This is a genomic window from Pseudomonas sp. NPDC089422, assembly GCF_044749405.1.
Taxonomy (GTDB): Bacteria; Pseudomonadota; Gammaproteobacteria; order Pseudomonadales; family Pseudomonadaceae; genus Aquipseudomonas.
The window spans coordinates 408,164-423,706 of record NZ_JBIVHW010000001.1 but is presented as its reverse complement, the minus strand read 5'-3'; the positions used below and the strand labels follow the sequence as shown (position 1 = coordinate 423,706).

Here is a 15,543-nt window from a genome sequence, read left to right as displayed (position 1 = left end):
ATGTCCTGGGCAGACGCCGCACGCAGCCATTCAGGCAGTTGCTTGACGATATGACTGTCCTGAAAGGCTCGCTCGATGGCAAGTGGGCATTCGGGGGGCGCTGAAGGGTGATTCGAGGTTTGCATGACGGATGCCTCTTCAGGTAAGGAACCCGCGAACCCTACCCCCCAATGCAGCTGTGAACGGGCTACATAACTGACACCTGCCAGTACTGCGCATCACCGCACATCGACCTCCGACTCCACATCCAGCGCGCTCAGTGTGAGGGTGCGCATCAGTTCGCGCTCCGCTGCCGTGCGTTCATGTTGCAGTGTGCTGGTCTGCGCCTGAACCTGTGCCTGGGTCAAGCGTTCGTCCGCCATGAGTTCGGACATGCGTTCATGAAACGGCTCGTCCACAGTTTCGAACCGGGCGGTACGTGTCCTGCGCAGGTGTTCACGCCAGAATTCGCGGTCGATCAATGAGGACGCCAGCTCAGGCCCCGACTCGTCCTGCAATACGCGCAAACGTGCAGACGCAAGGCGATCGTGATCCACCCCGGCGGTCGGGCCATGCAACATGGTCCTGGCTTGCACGGGAAGATCAAGATCGATGCGCAGGCCCACCCGGTACGCCAGCACCACTTCGATCACATCCGGGTTGCCACCGCCGGCCTGCCGCGCCTGAACATCCTCATGGGCTATTCGATCAACCCTGTCCAGGCGCCAGAGCTGGCGCCCCAGCCGCAACAGCGCTCGCTCCCTTCTGATGCCGGCCCTGCCCTGCTCTGCTTGCCATACCAGCAAACAGATGCGCAGGTCGGTGAAGCGCAAGGTAACGCTGTCACCACAGGTCAGATCCCCGGCGTTGGCAAACAACTGGTCGCGCAACTCAGGGTTATCACGCATCAGCTGAAGCATCTCGAGCAACTGGTTGGCCATGTCGCGAGCCGTGATGTGATTGCGAAAATCCGCCACTTCCGTCACCCGCCCCAACAGACCGAAAAATGCATCCGAACCTGGCACATTCTGAACCTCGGCCCAGTAGGTTGCCAGGTTGTCACGCACACTGGCATCGCGCACCTCCTGGCCGATCGCATCCTGCCAGAGCAGGCGCGATGCGACCCAGCTCGGCTGGTTGGCAACGACCTGGGGTGGTATTGCCAGCAAGGCCGCCCGCAGGCGTACCGCTTCCGCGGCAGTCAGCGCCTCGTCGGCAAGCCAGACGTTGCCATGCAGCCAGAGATCGTGCTCATAGAAATTGGCCGGCAGTGCCCTGATGAAATTGTCGCGAAGATCCAGCGCACGCAAATGCACAAGGTCCATCACACCGTGAGGAAGGCTGGTGATCTGCGTATTGCGCAGACGCAAATCCGTCAGCTGGGTCATCGCATGGACGGAGAAGCCTCGGCGCAGCGGATTGTGTGACAGGTTGAGGTAATACAGCGACTCGCAGCTGGCCAGAATTGCCGATTGCGCCGTGTTCAGGCTGATTCGATTGTTGAACAGGTCAAGGCATTGCAAGCGGGGCAAGTGCGCCAATTGCGCCGGTATGCTGGTCAGATTGTTGGACGTCAGCTCGAGCGTCTGCAAATTCGGAAACGCACGCAGAAATTCATCCGGCACCGCATCGAGCTGCATATTCCGCAGAGACATTACCGCTACCTGTTCGAAGCGCACCTCAGTGGGCAGAGGGGGCAACGCTCCAATACCGTTTCCGGTGCGGCTCCACCAGTAGCTTCGCGGCGTGGCCTGGCCACGGGAGGCCTCTGCCACACTATTTCGCCAGACCCCCAGCAGCTCGCTGGTGAAGGTCTGCCGGCGGGTTCGTTCGTGCAGGTCACGCGCTTGCGCCGTCCAACTCACCAGGCCATCGTTCAAGGCGACCTGCTGAGCACGTAAACGTTGCAACAATGACTGCAGGTCCTGACCGGACTCCTGCACATTCATGACCCAGTTATCGATTTGCACCTGGTCATAGTCGGGAAACAGCTCCGAGACCCTGTCGCTCAGCACCAGCGGCCGGCCACGCCGGTTTCCTCTGCCTGGGCTGCGACCGCTCAAGGGGTAACCGATGCGCCCCTCTCCCAGACGCTGTGGCATGCGAAACCAGCCGCCTTGCCGGCGGTCCAGCAACTGCTCCACTTCCTGGCGATGCCTCACGGCCAGCCGCATGATCGTTACACGCAGGTTGTGGGCAAAAGGCGCGAACATGTTCATCGCCGCCCACTGCTCATGGCTGTAGGCAGAGGCCATGACCTCGAAGAGTTCGCCAGGCCCGAACACGTGCTCGCCTTCACTGTCCAGCAACACGAACTGCCCACGCTGGTGCAGCAGGTCGAATGCATGGGCGCCCGACGCCGTCGAGGCGCGCGGGGCGCTGTCGAGCGAACTGTCGAACAGTTGCCAGCGCACGCCGGACGAAGCACCCGGTAGATACTTGAGCAAGCTGATGACAACCTGTGCGAGGTCTGCATTTTGCGGCGCATCGATATGCAGCGCTTCATACACGCGCACTGCGCGTATGTTCAGTAGCCGAAGCCTGGCTGCATCGGCCAATGTCATCGGTACGCGATCGGTCTCGAGCATCCGTTGCACGTCTGCACTGCTGGCGGCATCCAGCAGCGCTTGCGCCGCCCGTTGGTGCAGCCCCGGAAAAACCCGCCGCAGTATCCGGCTGCCAGCGCTGTCGGCAGGCTGAGAGTAAAGGTAAAGCTGCTGCAGCAACTGCCGCCGCTGGGCCCAGATGGCCTCGGCCAGTGCCTGATCAGGCAGGTTCGAGAGACCTGGCAAGGATTGCGCAATCTGCCGCAACTGCGGGTCACTGTCGGTATGTCCCGATCGCAGTTGCCCGACCAGGCTGCGGATACGTACATCACCCTGGATACGCTGGACGGTTTCGAACAGTTCCGCCGTAGGCGCCGTACCATACACATGCAGCGCCCTCAGGTTGTCCTCGCCGATGCCGTGGATGGCCAACGCTTCGTCGATCCGCTCGTCATCCAGGCTGCGGAACGATTCCCCCAAACGCCGGAACATCCAGCGCGCATCTTCCCATTGAGTCGGGCGCTCACTGTTCAGACGCCAGGCGCCGGCACCGTTGTGACGCAGCCGTGGCCCGTGCCCGGCAACCGGGAGCAGCTGCCACTGATCACTGCGGCGTTGATGGCGGACCTCATAATGCGCGCCATCCATCTCGACCCAGGTGCGCTCGCCCAGACGATGAACCCCCAGGCCATCACGCTCTGCCTGCCAAGGCGGCGACGCGCCACGAAACGGCGCAAGGTCCTGACTCCACAAGCGCTCGCTGCCGTCTTCCAGTTGCGTCGGCACCAGGCTGTCGACCATCACCGACCCCTTCCAGGCCCGGCCAGCGAGCGTGGCAGCAGCGCCCACAGCAACCAGCGCGGCCATATCTTCCAGTACATTGACCAAGTGCTCCAGCGCTTCATGGGTATCGCCCGCCGCCCAGTCCTCCACCGCCTGGAAAACTTCACCGAGGACTTCCCATGCCATCACCGCCAGCAACACTGCACCCACCACCGGCACGAACAGGCCTGCCACACCTATCAGCGTTTCGCCAATGGACTCAAGATAACGTTGCTGGTCTTGCTGGATACGCCTGTCCAGCTGAGCGACGGGCACGGCCAGCACGGCAGCATCGTCTTTGAGCTGGCTGATCCGCAACGAGGCCAGGCTGCTGAACACGGGCTCCTGGTAGAGGTGCATATGTTCACCGAGATCCCGCGTCGCCCAGTCGGCTACGTCTCCCAGCCGTTCACGCACGCTGGCGAAGAACTCGGGCTGATCCCGACGCCTGACAAAACGGCTGAAAAACCGCTGATACTCTTCGTCGCGCAGGCGCTTGCCCAGTTCGTGCCGTGCGAAGCTCTGCAAATCCTCGCAGGCCGTCCAGGGTTTCACAGGGTCGCCTGGTATGTGCACCAATACACGCTGACGTGAATCGCGGATGAGCCCCGGTTGTACGATATCGAGCACGACGATCTGTTCGAGTTTGCAACCCAACACCTCCAGGCGCTTGGCCGTCACCCGGTGACCGTCGAGCGGACCTAGCCCGCTGCCGCGCGTAAAGCGCAGAACCGTTTCGAGGTCATCCTTGCTCAGCAGCCCGTCGGCGTACGCCTTGTAGGCCTCTGCCTTGAACGTGGCCCGTTGCATTTCGGCAATGACCGAGGCGAAGTCCCTCCCTTCGTCCGCAGTGTTGTCAGTGGGTGAAATGACCGTATCCAGGTGCTGCTGATAGCGTCTCCCCAGGTCGAGCTGACGGCAGAGCGCAGCGAAATCGTGCGCGCTCGGGCTGGACAGCGCCGTGCCCGCACCATTCACAAGACAATTGTGCCGCGGTTGCCCCCCCTGGTGAGTCTGCTCGACGGTGAAATTGACCAGCGCAGCCTCGAGCAACGGTACGTCGAAGTAATCGCTGTCCAGCGGCGGCTGGCGACTCCAGGACCAGGCCGAAGCGCCTGCCGTGTAGGTATACCATTGACGGAAGTACAACCCGTCGATATCTGCGTGAACAGCAAAACGCTCGGCAAGCGCCTTTTGCAGCAAGGGCCTGGCAAAAGCATCCACGCCTTGCAAACGGGCAAGGCGCTTGCTCAGCGTGTGGCGGCAGGCGAGGCCGGCCTGCAACGCCTCTTTCAACCCCCTGAGCTGCACCACATCCAGCTTTCGCAGCCACGGCGGCAAGCGCCCGGCGATGAAGCTGTCCTGAAACGCCTGGTCGGTGGCAAGCTGCCGCTCTTGCGACTGATCGAAATCTACCCTGTCCATCTTCTGCCTCCGCAATGTCGAAGGCCCGAGATTAGGAGGAACCGGCCAATGACCGAGGTTAGATAACTAACGCACGCACGTTCGCCTGGGCAGGCAACTGCTCATGGCAGTGGGCTGCTGCTCATTGATTCGCGCGTGAGCTGCACCTGCAGATTCAGTTCTCGCCTGTGCAAGCGGTCTTGCAAAGCGTCGATTTCCGCTTGCGAGGCACCGCGCTCCATCAGTGACGCCAGTTCATCGTGCATGGCCTTTGGCACCCGCAGCCGGCTCTCGAATCTCTGTGCCAGATGCTCCCTCCAGAACCGCTGGGTCGGCAGATAGTTGGCTATTACGTCTGTTGATTGCGCGCTTCTGACCTGATGCGCAGCCCGCGCGATGTCGTGGGCCGAAAGCGCGGCCACGCCCGGGTTGAGCATCGCATCATGCTCGATCGGCAGGTCGAGCGCCTCCACCAGCGCCAGGCGGTAAGCCAAGGCAAACTCCAGGGATTCCTCTGCCCTCCCGACACGCACGGCATTAAGCACTGCGACGTGGTCGAGCGCGTCCAACCGCCAGCACCGCACGCCAAGCTGCAGCAGCGCCCCCTCACGTTCTGCAGGGCGCACGTCATGTAAGGTCCGCCACACTTGCACACGTACTTCCAGGTCACTGAAACGCAATGTCGCATTGTCCTGGCAATGCTCTGCCAGCGAATGCGCGAACAGTTCGTCCTGCAGGCCAGGTCGCTCGAACATGTAAAAAAGCATGCGCTGCACCCGCAAAGCGAGGTAGCGGGCCAGGTATGCGCTATGAAAGTCCGCAGAGGATGTGAGCCGGTTCAATAGCGCGAAGAACGCTCTGGCGCTTTCCTTCCCCTCGAGCTTGCTCCAGAGGTAGGCAAGGCGATCTCGTTCGTGGCTGTTGACCAGGTCGAGCCAGCGAAAGCTCCCGGGCACCTGATCGTCAGCCACTTCATGCCATACATTGGCGGCAGCCGCCAAAGGGTTGCCGGTAAGCCGCACCCTGCCGTTGAACCACAGATCCGACCGGTAGAAGCCAAACGGCAAGGTGCGGATACTGTTGTCACCCAAATCGAGCGTATGCAGATTCACCGCCTGCATGAGGCCATCCGGCACTTCGCTCAGTTGCGCACTGCCCACCATCAAGGCCCGCAGATGAGGCATCTGGCCAATTGAGAATGAACGGCGCAGCGGGTTGTGCGACAGGTTCAGGTAAACCAGCGATCGGCAACGCGAAAGCCAGTCTGTGGTGCGTCCGTCGAAGTGGATTTGGTTACCTGAAAGGTCCAGGACCTGCAGTCGTCGGGCCATGTCCTCCGACAGCGATAACCTGCGCAATCGAGCATTGGTGATACTCAAGGCCACCAGCGAACTGAAGGCCCGCAGGAAATCGTCTGGCACCGAGCGCAGTTGCACTGCATGCAGCGAGATGTGCCAGACATGAGGGAAACTGACCTGGGCCGGGATTATCGGCAGCTCGTCAAGATTGCTGGAGTATGTGCTCAACACGTAGCTGACCCCTGCCTCACCCGTCTGTCTGGGGATCAGGTAACGCCAGCAGTCCACAAGCCCCCTGGCGAATTCGCGACGCGATCGCCACGCCCACAGCCGGGCGGTGGACAGCTGCCAGCTGCGAAGCTGACGCCTCAGGACTTTCAGCTGTTGCTTCAGGGCATGCAGTTCCAAGGCGGGATCGCGCTGTTCAGCACGCAGATGTGCCAGCCAGTCGTTGACCTGTTGCTCATTGAACCCAGGGTAAAGATCGCGCAGCTCAGTGGTGAGGTTCCTCGCGCCTTGTCGATCGAGACCCAACAGATTGCGCAAACCGCTCAACGGGTAACCTATCCTGCCTTGCCCCAGACGCTGGGGTGGCAGGAAGAAGCCAGCCGGACGCTTGATGCCCAGCACCTTCTCGATGGTTGCAGGCTGCTGCGTCAAACGTCGCGCTACCTCCGCTCGCAGGTTCGAAGCGAATGGCTCACCGAGCCCCGTCGCTGCACGTTGCGCCTCGGTATGCCCGATGGCCAGCACGTGGAAGATATCGCTGGAGCTTCCAATCGTGTTCTCGGCTTCATCCACCCACTCGAACGTGTTGCCGAACGTTCTCAGCCGACTCACGGGCCCCGCAGCGCTGATGCTGGCCAGAGGTTCGGCAGCGCTACCGTCGAACAACTGCCAACGTCGCCCGACAGAAGCACCAGGCAATTGCTCCAGTGTGCTCAGGGCTATACGGCCAAGGTCAAGGTTCTGTGGCAGGTCGAACAACACAGCTTCGAGCACACGCACGCAGCGAATGCGCCGGGCCAGGTCTGCGGCATGGTAAGTCACGTTCTGATGCTGTGCTTGCAGCAGCTCCTCAGCGGCCAGCCGATGCAGGCTGGCAAAATCCCTTTGCAGTTCCTGTGTGGCCTCGGTGACCGGAAATTGCTCGTAGTACAGTTGATGCAGCAGAGCGTACCGACGATCCCAGACCCGCTCGGCCAGCTCGGCCTCAGAAACCTGTTCAGCGCCACTCCAGCCCCGTACGCGAGCCAGCAGAGCAGCGTCGTCCACCGCAGTCTCGCTGCGTAACTGACGGATCAGAGCCTGAATGCGGTTCATCAGTGCGACCCGGCTCACCGTATCGACCAGGCACGCCTCAGGGGCTTTGCTGCACACATGCAGACCACGCAGATCGTCGGCCCCCATGCCGTGGATCGCCAGCACAGGGTCGATCTGCTCATCCGCGAGCTGGCTGAATGCACCGCCAAGCCGCTTGAAGATCCGATAGGTGTCATCCCATTCAACAGGCTGCTCGCACCACACACGCCAGGCGCCCGCCTCATTGTGGCGTAACAAGGGGCCATGGCCATCGACCGGCTTGATTTGCCACTGTTCGTCCGGTCGCTGTACAACTTCGAAAAAAGCGTTCTCCATCATGACCCAGCAGCGTTCGTGCAATCGATAGACACCCGCCGCATCCACCACCGCCTGCACAGGCGGCGACGCACTACGGAACGGTGTCAGGTCGAACTGCCAGAGTTTTTCGCCGCCGCTTTCCAGGCGCGCCGTCACCATATGATCGACCAGGCTCCACTCCCGGCTCACCGCGCTCGTGGCCACCGCGACAACCCCAAGTTCGATCACGCGCCTGACAACGCCTAGTACATGATCCAGGGCTGCCCGGGCATCACCCTCGCGCCAGTCCTCGAAGGCGTGGAAAACATCCTTGAGCAAATCCCAGCCAGCGGCAGCCAGCAGCAAGGCATTGAGCCCCGGCACGAACAGCCCTGCCACACTGGCGATCATCCAGGCGCTCTGCACCAGGCGCGCCTGCTGATCCTGACGAACCCCCCGGTCGATTTCCGCTACAGGTACCGCAATGTAAGCGGCATCATCCTTGAGCTGGGCGATGCAGGCCTGTGCCAGGCCAGGAAACAACGGCAGCGCATGGTCGGACATCTGCTGGTCCATGTCTCGAGAGGCCCAGTGCGCGACGCCCATCAAGTCCGCGATGACCCGCCCGAAGAAGTCTTGACGGTCACGCCGGCGCACGAACCGGCTGAAAAAACGCTGGTAGGCCTGGGAGCCGAGCCGTTTACCCAGTGTTCGGCGTATGAAGGCATCGAGGTCGGCCGCGGCATTCCACGGGCTGACGGGATCGCCCGGGATGTAGACCAATACCCGCGCACTGGCTTTGAACCCGAGCACAGTGTCTACGGCATCGAGCACGACAATCTGCTCCAGCCTGCACTGGAATACACTCAATTGCCTGACATGAACGTCTCGTCCGGCCAAAGAGCCGGGGCATCCATCGCGGTACAGATCGAAGACCAGCTCCAGCTCCGCGGCCGTCAGCACGCCCGCGCTTCTGGCCCGGCACGCATCGATTAGCATGGATGAGCGCTGCAGGTCTTCAAGCGACGTGCTGACCCTGTGACCACTCGCGGCGTTGTCCTCACTTGCATCGAGGGTGGCCCCAAGATGCTCCTGATAGCGCTCACCCAGGTCCAGCTTGCGGCAGCATGCTGCGAAGGCCGGTGCGGTGATCGGCGCGCGTGTCACGCCATCGCGTTCGACCAGTCGATCCTTGCGCGGCAAACCATCGCCACTGGCCTGGCTTGCGCTGAAGTTCGCCAGTGCAGCGTCCAGCAACGGAATGTCGTAGTCATTCTGTTGCTGTTGAGGAAACTGCCCGGCAGGAAATGCAGGATCGGGCGCGAAGCTGAAGTAGTGATGACGCAAGAAAAGGCCATCACTGTCGGCTGACAACGAGAAACCCTCAAGCAAGGCGCGTTGCAGCAAGGGTTTGCAGAACTGCCGAATGCCCTGGATACCCGCCAGATCGACGCTCAGGCGTTGCCGGCATTGCAGGCTGGTCCTCAATGCGCCGAGCATTGTCGTCAACTGCGCGGGTGACAACTGTTCACGCGCAGGCCGAGCATCGGGCTGCAGCCCATCAATGCCCAGATCACGCAGCCAGCCTGGCAATGCGCGGGCGATCATCCCATCCTGAAAGCCCTGCTCCACGGCCAGGATATCGCCTGGCCTGCGTGCTGCAATTGCGCTGTCGTTCATGGTCTGCCCCTGCGGTAGCGAAAGGGCAAAACTAAGCAACGCAATCCATGATCGGGGCTAATTAGCTACCGCCGCTCAGAACAACATGAGCTGGCGGTCGGTCAAGGCACGGAAGTCGTCGCCGACGAAGGGCAGAATCCCGTCGGCCACCGGTTGCAGCTGCCGACTCAGGTAATGTTCATAGTCGATCGGCGCCTGCAGGTTTTCCAGCGGTTCCGGCCCTGCGGTGGTGATGAGGTAGCTGATCCAGCCACCCTTCTGGTACTGCAGCGGGCGCCCCAGGCGGCTGTTGTAGTCGTCCGCCAGTCGCGCCGCACGCACGTGTGGCGGCACGTTGCGCTGGTAATCGGCCAACGGTCGGCGCAGGCGCTTGCGGTAGACCAGCCGTTCATCCAGTTCACCGGCCAGGGTACGGCGCACATACTCACGCACGTACTCACGGTATGGCTCGCCACGAAACACCCGACCATAGAGCTCCTGCTGGAACTCACGGGCCAGTGGTGACCAATCGGTACGCACCGACTCCAGCCCTTTGAAGACCATGTGCTGGCTGCCATCGTCACGCTGCACCAGCCCCGCGTAGCGCTTCTTGCTGCCCTCGTCCGCGCCGCGGATGGTGGGCATGAGAAAGCGTCGATAATGGGTTTCGAACTGCAGCTCCAGCGCGCTGTGCAAACCCAGTGTCTGCTCGAGGTGCAGGCGCCACCAGCGATTCACTTCAGCCACCAGTTCAAGACCAATACGTGCTGCCTCGGCTTCGCCATGGGCACCTTTGAGCCAGACGAACGTAGAGTCGGTGTCACCGTAGATCACGTCATAGCCTCGTGCTTCGATCAAGGCACGCGTCTGGCGCATGATCTGATGGCCCCGCAGGGTGATGGAGGACGCCAGGCGAGGGTCGAAGAACCGGCAACCGCTTGAGCCCAGCACGCCGTAGAAGGCGTTCATGATGATTTTGAGTGCCTGGGACAAGGGCGCATTGCCTTCGCGCTTGGCTGCTTCGCGGCCCTGCCAGACGCGCTCGACGATCGCCGGCAGGCAATGCCGTCGCCGCGAGAAACGCCCGCCCCGGAAGCCCTCGACCGAGTGCGCGTCGTCGGGCTGGCGCAGCCCCTCGATCAAGCCTACCGGGTCGATCAGAAAGGTGCGGATGATTGACGGGTACAGGCTCTTGTAGTCCAGCACCAGCACCGAGTCGTACAGGCCAGGTCGCGAGTCCATGACGAAGCCGCCAGGGCTTGCTTCGTCCGGGCGGCTGCCCAGGTTGGGCGCGACGAAGCCCAACCGATGCATCTGCGGGATGTACAGGTGGCAGAATGCGGCCACCGAGCCGCCGCTGCGGTCTATTGCCAGGCCAGTCACCGACGCGCGTTCGAGCAAAAAGTCCAGCAGCCGGGTGTGAGCGAAGATACGCGTGACCAGCTCGCAGTCCTTCAGGTTGTAGCGCGCCAGCGCCGGCTTGTCTTCGGCGAAGCGGCGGTTGATTTCATCCATGCGCTGGTAAGGCGTATCGATGGCCTTACCTTCGCCGAGCAGGGCCTGGGCAACGCTCTCCAGGCTGAACGAGGGGAAACTCCAGGTCGCCGAGCGCAGCGCTTCGATGCCGTCGATCAGCAACCGGCCGGGGGCGTCGGCAAACACGTGGCCACCGCTGGCATGGCTGCGCAAGGTCATTGCCGCGCCATTGCGCCCCAACGCCAGCGGCACCTGCAGCAGCTTGGCGTGCTCATGCAGCAGCCGCAGGTCGAACTGGATCAGGTTCCAGCCGATCAGCGCATCCGGATCGTGCTCAGCCATCCACTGGTTCAGGCATAGCAACAGTTCGGCTCGGTCCGCGCAGTACTGCAGGGCGAAATCCAGATCCTCGGCAGCGCCATTGGCCGGCCCGAGCATGTAGACCTGGCGCTGACCGCAGCCTTCCAGGGCGATGCTGTACAGCTCGCCACGCTCGCTGGTCTCGATATCCAGCGACGCCAGGCGCAACGTCGGGCGATAGTCCGGCAACGGCTTGAGCTGGGCATTGCAGTACACGCCCTGGGCATCCAGCTGGCCGGTGAACTGCACGGGGGCGGTGATGAAGCGCTCCATCAGGTAGCGCTCCGGCGGGCGGATATCGGCCTCGAAGACCTCGATGCCAGCTGCACGCAGGCGCTGTTCCAACTGCATCAGCTGACGGTGCTGGCGGGAGTAGAGACCGAGCATCGGGCGCTGGTCGAAGTCCCTCAGGCGCAGCGGCTTGAGCTGCACGCCCTGTTCCTTGGCCAGCAACACCCGGGCGTGCTCGGCCTGCGCCTGCGGGATGAACGCCACCGACTCCTGCGCGGCCAGGCGCAACAGCCGTGGGCCGGCATCGGTGGCCAGCCAGAACTCCACGCAGGTGCCTTCAGGCGTGTCGTACCAATGCCGGGTCAGGACAAAACCCTGCTGCAACTCCACCGCATCGACCTCTGCTGAAAATGACGATTCTACGCTAGCCGTACAGGTAGTTGATGTCCTTGTAGGCCAGTGGCGGCACCTGGCTGAGCAGGAAGTCGCGCAACTTGTGCATCTGCCGTGCCTTGGGGCTGCTCTTGAGCCAGGTCATGTAGTAACCGTCACCGGTCGACACCGCGTGCTTGAACGGCAATACCAGGCGCCCGGCGGCGAGGTCGGCACTGGCCAGCACCAGGTCGACCACCGAGATGCCCAGGCCCTGCTGCGCTGCCGAGATGCCCTGGTCGAGGGTGTCGAACACCTGGCCCTGGTCGATGCTGATGTCCAGCGCATCCATGCGCGCCAGCCAGCGCCGCCAGTCACGGCGGTCCGGTGACGGGTGGAGGAATTCACACTGGCGCAGGTCGGCCAGCTCCGGTTGCGCCTGTGCCATGTAGTCCGGGTGGCACACCGGGATCAGCCACTCATCGAACAGCTTGACGCTCTCGACGTCGGCCGGGAAACGGCCGTTGGCCAGGAGAATCGCGCAATCGTAGGGCTCGGAGTAGAAGTCCACCGAATCGATGTCCATCCACACGCTCGACAGTTGCACGCTGCAGTTGTCTTCGAGCTTCTTGAAGCCGTCCAGCGCCCTGAGCAACCAGCGCACCGTCAGCGTCGACGGGGCTTTCAGGCGCAGCCCATAGCGGTCCTGACGCAGCAGCGCACAGGCGTTCTCGATGATCTTGAAACCGACCTTGAGTTCCTGGGCCAGCAAGCGCCCATGCTCGGTCAAGCTCAACTTGGGGCCGCGCCGCTCGAACAGGTCGCAGCCGAACATGGCTTCGAGCGTCTTGATGTGATGACTGACCGCGCCCTGGGTCAGGGCAAGCTCTTCGGCGGCCCGGGTGAAAGAGCCGTAGCGCGAGGCAACCTCGAAGGCACGCAAAGCGTGCAACGCTTGAATCCGTTCTGACATGACGCCCTCGAAGCATGAGTGAGACTAATAGTAGGTCATAGTTCCACGCGTTTTACAACGTGAAGAGCGTCTCAGAAAATGCAGGTAAATAACAAAGATAAGTAACCAACCTGCCTGCATATGAGTGGATCTCTCTCTTACTTCAATCTCCTGGGGAAATCATGTTTACGGTTTATGGAAACTGCTATCGCCTGGATGCGCTAGAGCTGGCCGATGAACATGTACGGAACACTCAGCACTGGACGCGACTAACCCTACAACACTTTCGCAGTGTACTCGCCAACCCCGACTTTCCATGCCTGTTCGGGCGTAAAGCAGTTGCCGGTGCATCCTGCCACATCCTCTTCGCACGTGCCGAACAACTGGCCGACGATATCGCTCAAGGCCTGGCCGACTATATACGCACCATAACGCCTGTGCCGATCAAGCAACGCATCGGCAGCCCGCTGGTGGTGTTTCTCGAAACGGCCGCCGACAGCAGCCTCGCCGAACAACAGGCACTGGCCTGGAAAGTCCTGCGCGGGGTCCATGCCCGTGACCCGCATCCATGGCCGCAGGCGATCCCCACCGACCCGCACGACAACGCCTGGTCGTTCTGCTTTGCCGGCATGCCGCTGTTCATCAACATGAACTTCCCCGGCCACCAGCAGATGAAAAGCCGCAATCTCGGCCCGCACATCACTTTCGTCATCAACCCGCGGGAAAACTTCGACGAAGTGGCCAACGCCAGCACCGAAAGCGGGCAACGCATTCGTGCCCGCATTCGTGATCGCGTACGCCATTACAACGACGGGGTCATGCCCGAAACCCTGGGCTTCTTTGGCCAGGACGACAACTTCGAATGGAAGCAGTACCAACTGCAGGAAGCAGGCTCGCTCAATCCGTCGCGCTGCCCCTTTCATGCTCATGCCCGTGCGACACCCGACACTCTGATCGAGAACTGACCGTGAATACCGCCCTGACTCTGACATACGCACTCACCGTCCTGCTGTTGATCGCCACCCCCGGCCCGGTGGTGGCATTGATCGTCAACACCGCTGCGGCCTCCGGCTCGCGCAAGGCCATGTTCACCGCCGTCGGCACCAACTGGGCTTCACTGGTGCTGATCGGCGCCGCCGCCTGGGTCATCCTCACCAGCGCAGCCATCGACAAGGCCTGGCTCAGTGGCATGAGCCTGCTGGGCTGCCTGTTCATCGGCTACATCGCCGTGGGCACCTTGCGCGAGTGCCTGCAGGCGCCTGTCGCCGACGAGGCCGAACTGCAACCGGCCAAGCCCGGCCGCGGCGGCTTGTGGCAAGGCTTCATGGTGGGTATTTCCAACCCGAAGGACATCATCTTCTTCATCGCCTTCTTCCCGCAGTTCATCCAGATCACCGAATCGTTCGGCAAGAGCATGGTGGTGCTGTCGCTGCTGTGGGTGCTGATCGATTTCGCCGTGCTCAGCCTGTACATCTTCGCCATCGGCAAGATCACCTCGCCGCGCAGCAACCGCCTGATTTCCCTGGCCTCGGGCGTGGTCCTGCTGCTGATCGCCGCGGGTGGCCTGGCCTATAACCTCAAGGAGCTGGCGGGCTGAACGCCCTGCACCGCCGCACTGCCAGCCAAGAAGGAGCGCCCATGACACCGTCCGTCACCACCACGCACGTCCCGGGCCTCGCTTCGCCACTGCATCAGGACTACCAGCGTTTTCTGCTGCTGGGTAACCGCCGTGCCCCCCACACCCTGCATGTGCACGAGAGCGGCTACCGCTCCGGCACCATCAACACCGATGCCTTTGGCCTGCGCTACAGCCATTGCGCCGGCAAGCGCTTCTCTGCTGCCGAACGTGGCAGTGCACCGCGCATCAACCTGCTGGTCGGCGGTTCGACCGCCCTGGGCATCGGCGCCAGCGCCGATGAACATACGGTGGCCTCGCACCTGTCGATGCTCACCGGTGAGGTATGGCTGACCCTGGCCGGCTGCGGGCTCAATGCCAGCCAGGAACTGTTGCTGTTCCTGACTCACCAGCACCGCTTGGGCGAAGTGGGCCATGTGGTACTGCTCAGCGGCCTCAACACCTTGGCCCACGAAGCCCTCGGCGAAGTCCTGGCCGGCCCGCACGACCCACAGCAGGCCGAGGCTCACCAGGCTTACCTGAACAGTTTCAACGAGGGCATGCCGCCCGTTGGCCAGGCTCGCCGCGAGTCGTTGTGGCAGCGCCTGGGCCAGGCACTGGCACCCCGACGTCAGCAACCTGCCCCCAACTGGTCGCTGTCCGCCCCGGAAAAACGCCTGGCACGTGCGGCCGACAGCATCGGCCGCACCTTGCGCCAATGGGAGCGCATGCTGGCTGACAGCCACGCCACCCTGACCTTCATCCTCCAGCCCCTGCTGCCCTGGTGCCGGGAAACCCTGCCAGCGGGTGAGCAGGCGATGCTGGCCGCCCTCACGCAACAACCGGGGAATTTCGATCGCCTGCTCGACGGTGCATTCGACAGCCAACTGCACATGGCTTTCTTCCGTCGCATCAAGAGCCAGGCGGACCCTGTGCCCTGCTACGACATGAACAGCATGCTCAGCAGCTCACCGGTGTTCGGTGCCGATCTGTTCGTCGACCGCCTGCACCTGAACGACCTGGGTAACAATGCCCTGGCCAAGGTGATCACCGCCAAGCTGGGGCTGGCCCAGGAACGACACGCCCAGCGCAAGGTCACACCGATCAAGCTCGTCTGACAGACGAGCGACGGGGTTTGGGTTTCGGCCAACGCTTGGCTAGAATACCCCGTCATTCCGATTCGCCCGAGGCGTACGCGAAGTTGTGATCAATCATCAAGCCGCCCTCTCG

7 protein-coding genes are annotated in these 15,543 nt (G+C 62.3%); 3 read left to right on the top strand and 4 right to left on the bottom strand.

What is annotated here, in order from left to right; translation table 11 throughout:
* Window positions 1-218: 218 nt before the first annotated feature.
* From ACIPZ8_RS01895 to ACIPZ8_RS01880, 4 genes are all read right to left on the bottom strand, one after another.
* Window positions 219-4,787: an NEL-type E3 ubiquitin ligase domain-containing protein gene (locus ACIPZ8_RS01895; RefSeq protein WP_400719311.1), complete on the bottom strand. Its 4,569-nt coding sequence runs from the start codon at window positions 4,785-4,787 to the stop codon at window positions 219-221.
* Between the two features lie 86 nt (window positions 4,788-4,873).
* On the bottom strand, window positions 4,874-9,328 hold the full coding sequence (locus tag ACIPZ8_RS01890) for an NEL-type E3 ubiquitin ligase domain-containing protein (protein ID WP_400719310.1): 4,455 nt from the start codon (window positions 9,326-9,328) through the stop codon (window positions 4,874-4,876).
* A gap of 75 nt (window positions 9,329-9,403) precedes the next feature.
* The gene (locus ACIPZ8_RS01885; protein ID WP_400719309.1) at window positions 9,404-11,764 is read right to left on the bottom strand and encodes a DNA polymerase II; all 2,361 of its coding nucleotides are present in this window, start codon (window positions 11,762-11,764) and stop codon (window positions 9,404-9,406) included.
* Between the two features lie 34 nt (window positions 11,765-11,798).
* Window positions 11,799-12,719 (bottom strand): LysR substrate-binding domain-containing protein, encoded by a 921-nt coding sequence (locus ACIPZ8_RS01880; protein ID WP_400719308.1) that lies wholly within the window; start codon window positions 12,717-12,719, stop codon window positions 11,799-11,801.
* A gap of 161 nt (window positions 12,720-12,880) precedes the next feature.
* Here ACIPZ8_RS01880 and ACIPZ8_RS01875 point away from each other — a divergent pair, with 161 nt between their 5' ends.
* From ACIPZ8_RS01875 to ACIPZ8_RS01865, 3 genes are read left to right on the top strand one after another with little or no spacing between them, the layout of a single operon-like run.
* Complete coding sequence (locus ACIPZ8_RS01875) at window positions 12,881-13,663, top strand: YqcI/YcgG family protein (protein ID WP_400719307.1); 783 nt, start codon at window positions 12,881-12,883, stop codon at window positions 13,661-13,663.
* Window positions 13,664-13,665: 2 nt separating this feature from the next.
* Complete coding sequence (locus tag ACIPZ8_RS01870; RefSeq protein WP_400719306.1) at window positions 13,666-14,295, top strand: LysE family translocator; 630 nt, start codon at window positions 13,666-13,668, stop codon at window positions 14,293-14,295.
* Window positions 14,296-14,336: 41 nt separating this feature from the next.
* Window positions 14,337-15,431 carry a hypothetical protein gene (locus ACIPZ8_RS01865; RefSeq protein WP_400719305.1) on the top strand — a complete coding sequence of 365 codons (1,095 nt, stop codon included), beginning with the start codon at window positions 14,337-14,339 and terminating at the stop codon, window positions 15,429-15,431.
* The last annotated feature ends 112 nt before the right edge of the window (window positions 15,432-15,543 follow it).

Excerpts from the sequence above, each read along its gene's own strand:
- ACIPZ8_RS01890 (WP_400719310.1), bottom strand. The coding sequence starts at position 9,328 with ATGAACGACAGCGCAATTGCAGCACGCAGGCCAGGCGATATCCTGGCC.
- ACIPZ8_RS01875 (WP_400719307.1), top strand. The coding sequence starts at position 12,881 with ATGTTTACGGTTTATGGAAACTGCTATCGCCTGGATGCGCTAGAGCTG.
- ACIPZ8_RS01880 (WP_400719308.1), bottom strand. The coding sequence starts at position 12,719 with ATGTCAGAACGGATTCAAGCGTTGCACGCTTTGCGTGCCTTCGAGGTT.
- ACIPZ8_RS01865 (WP_400719305.1), top strand. The coding sequence starts at position 14,337 with ATGACACCGTCCGTCACCACCACGCACGTCCCGGGCCTCGCTTCGCCA.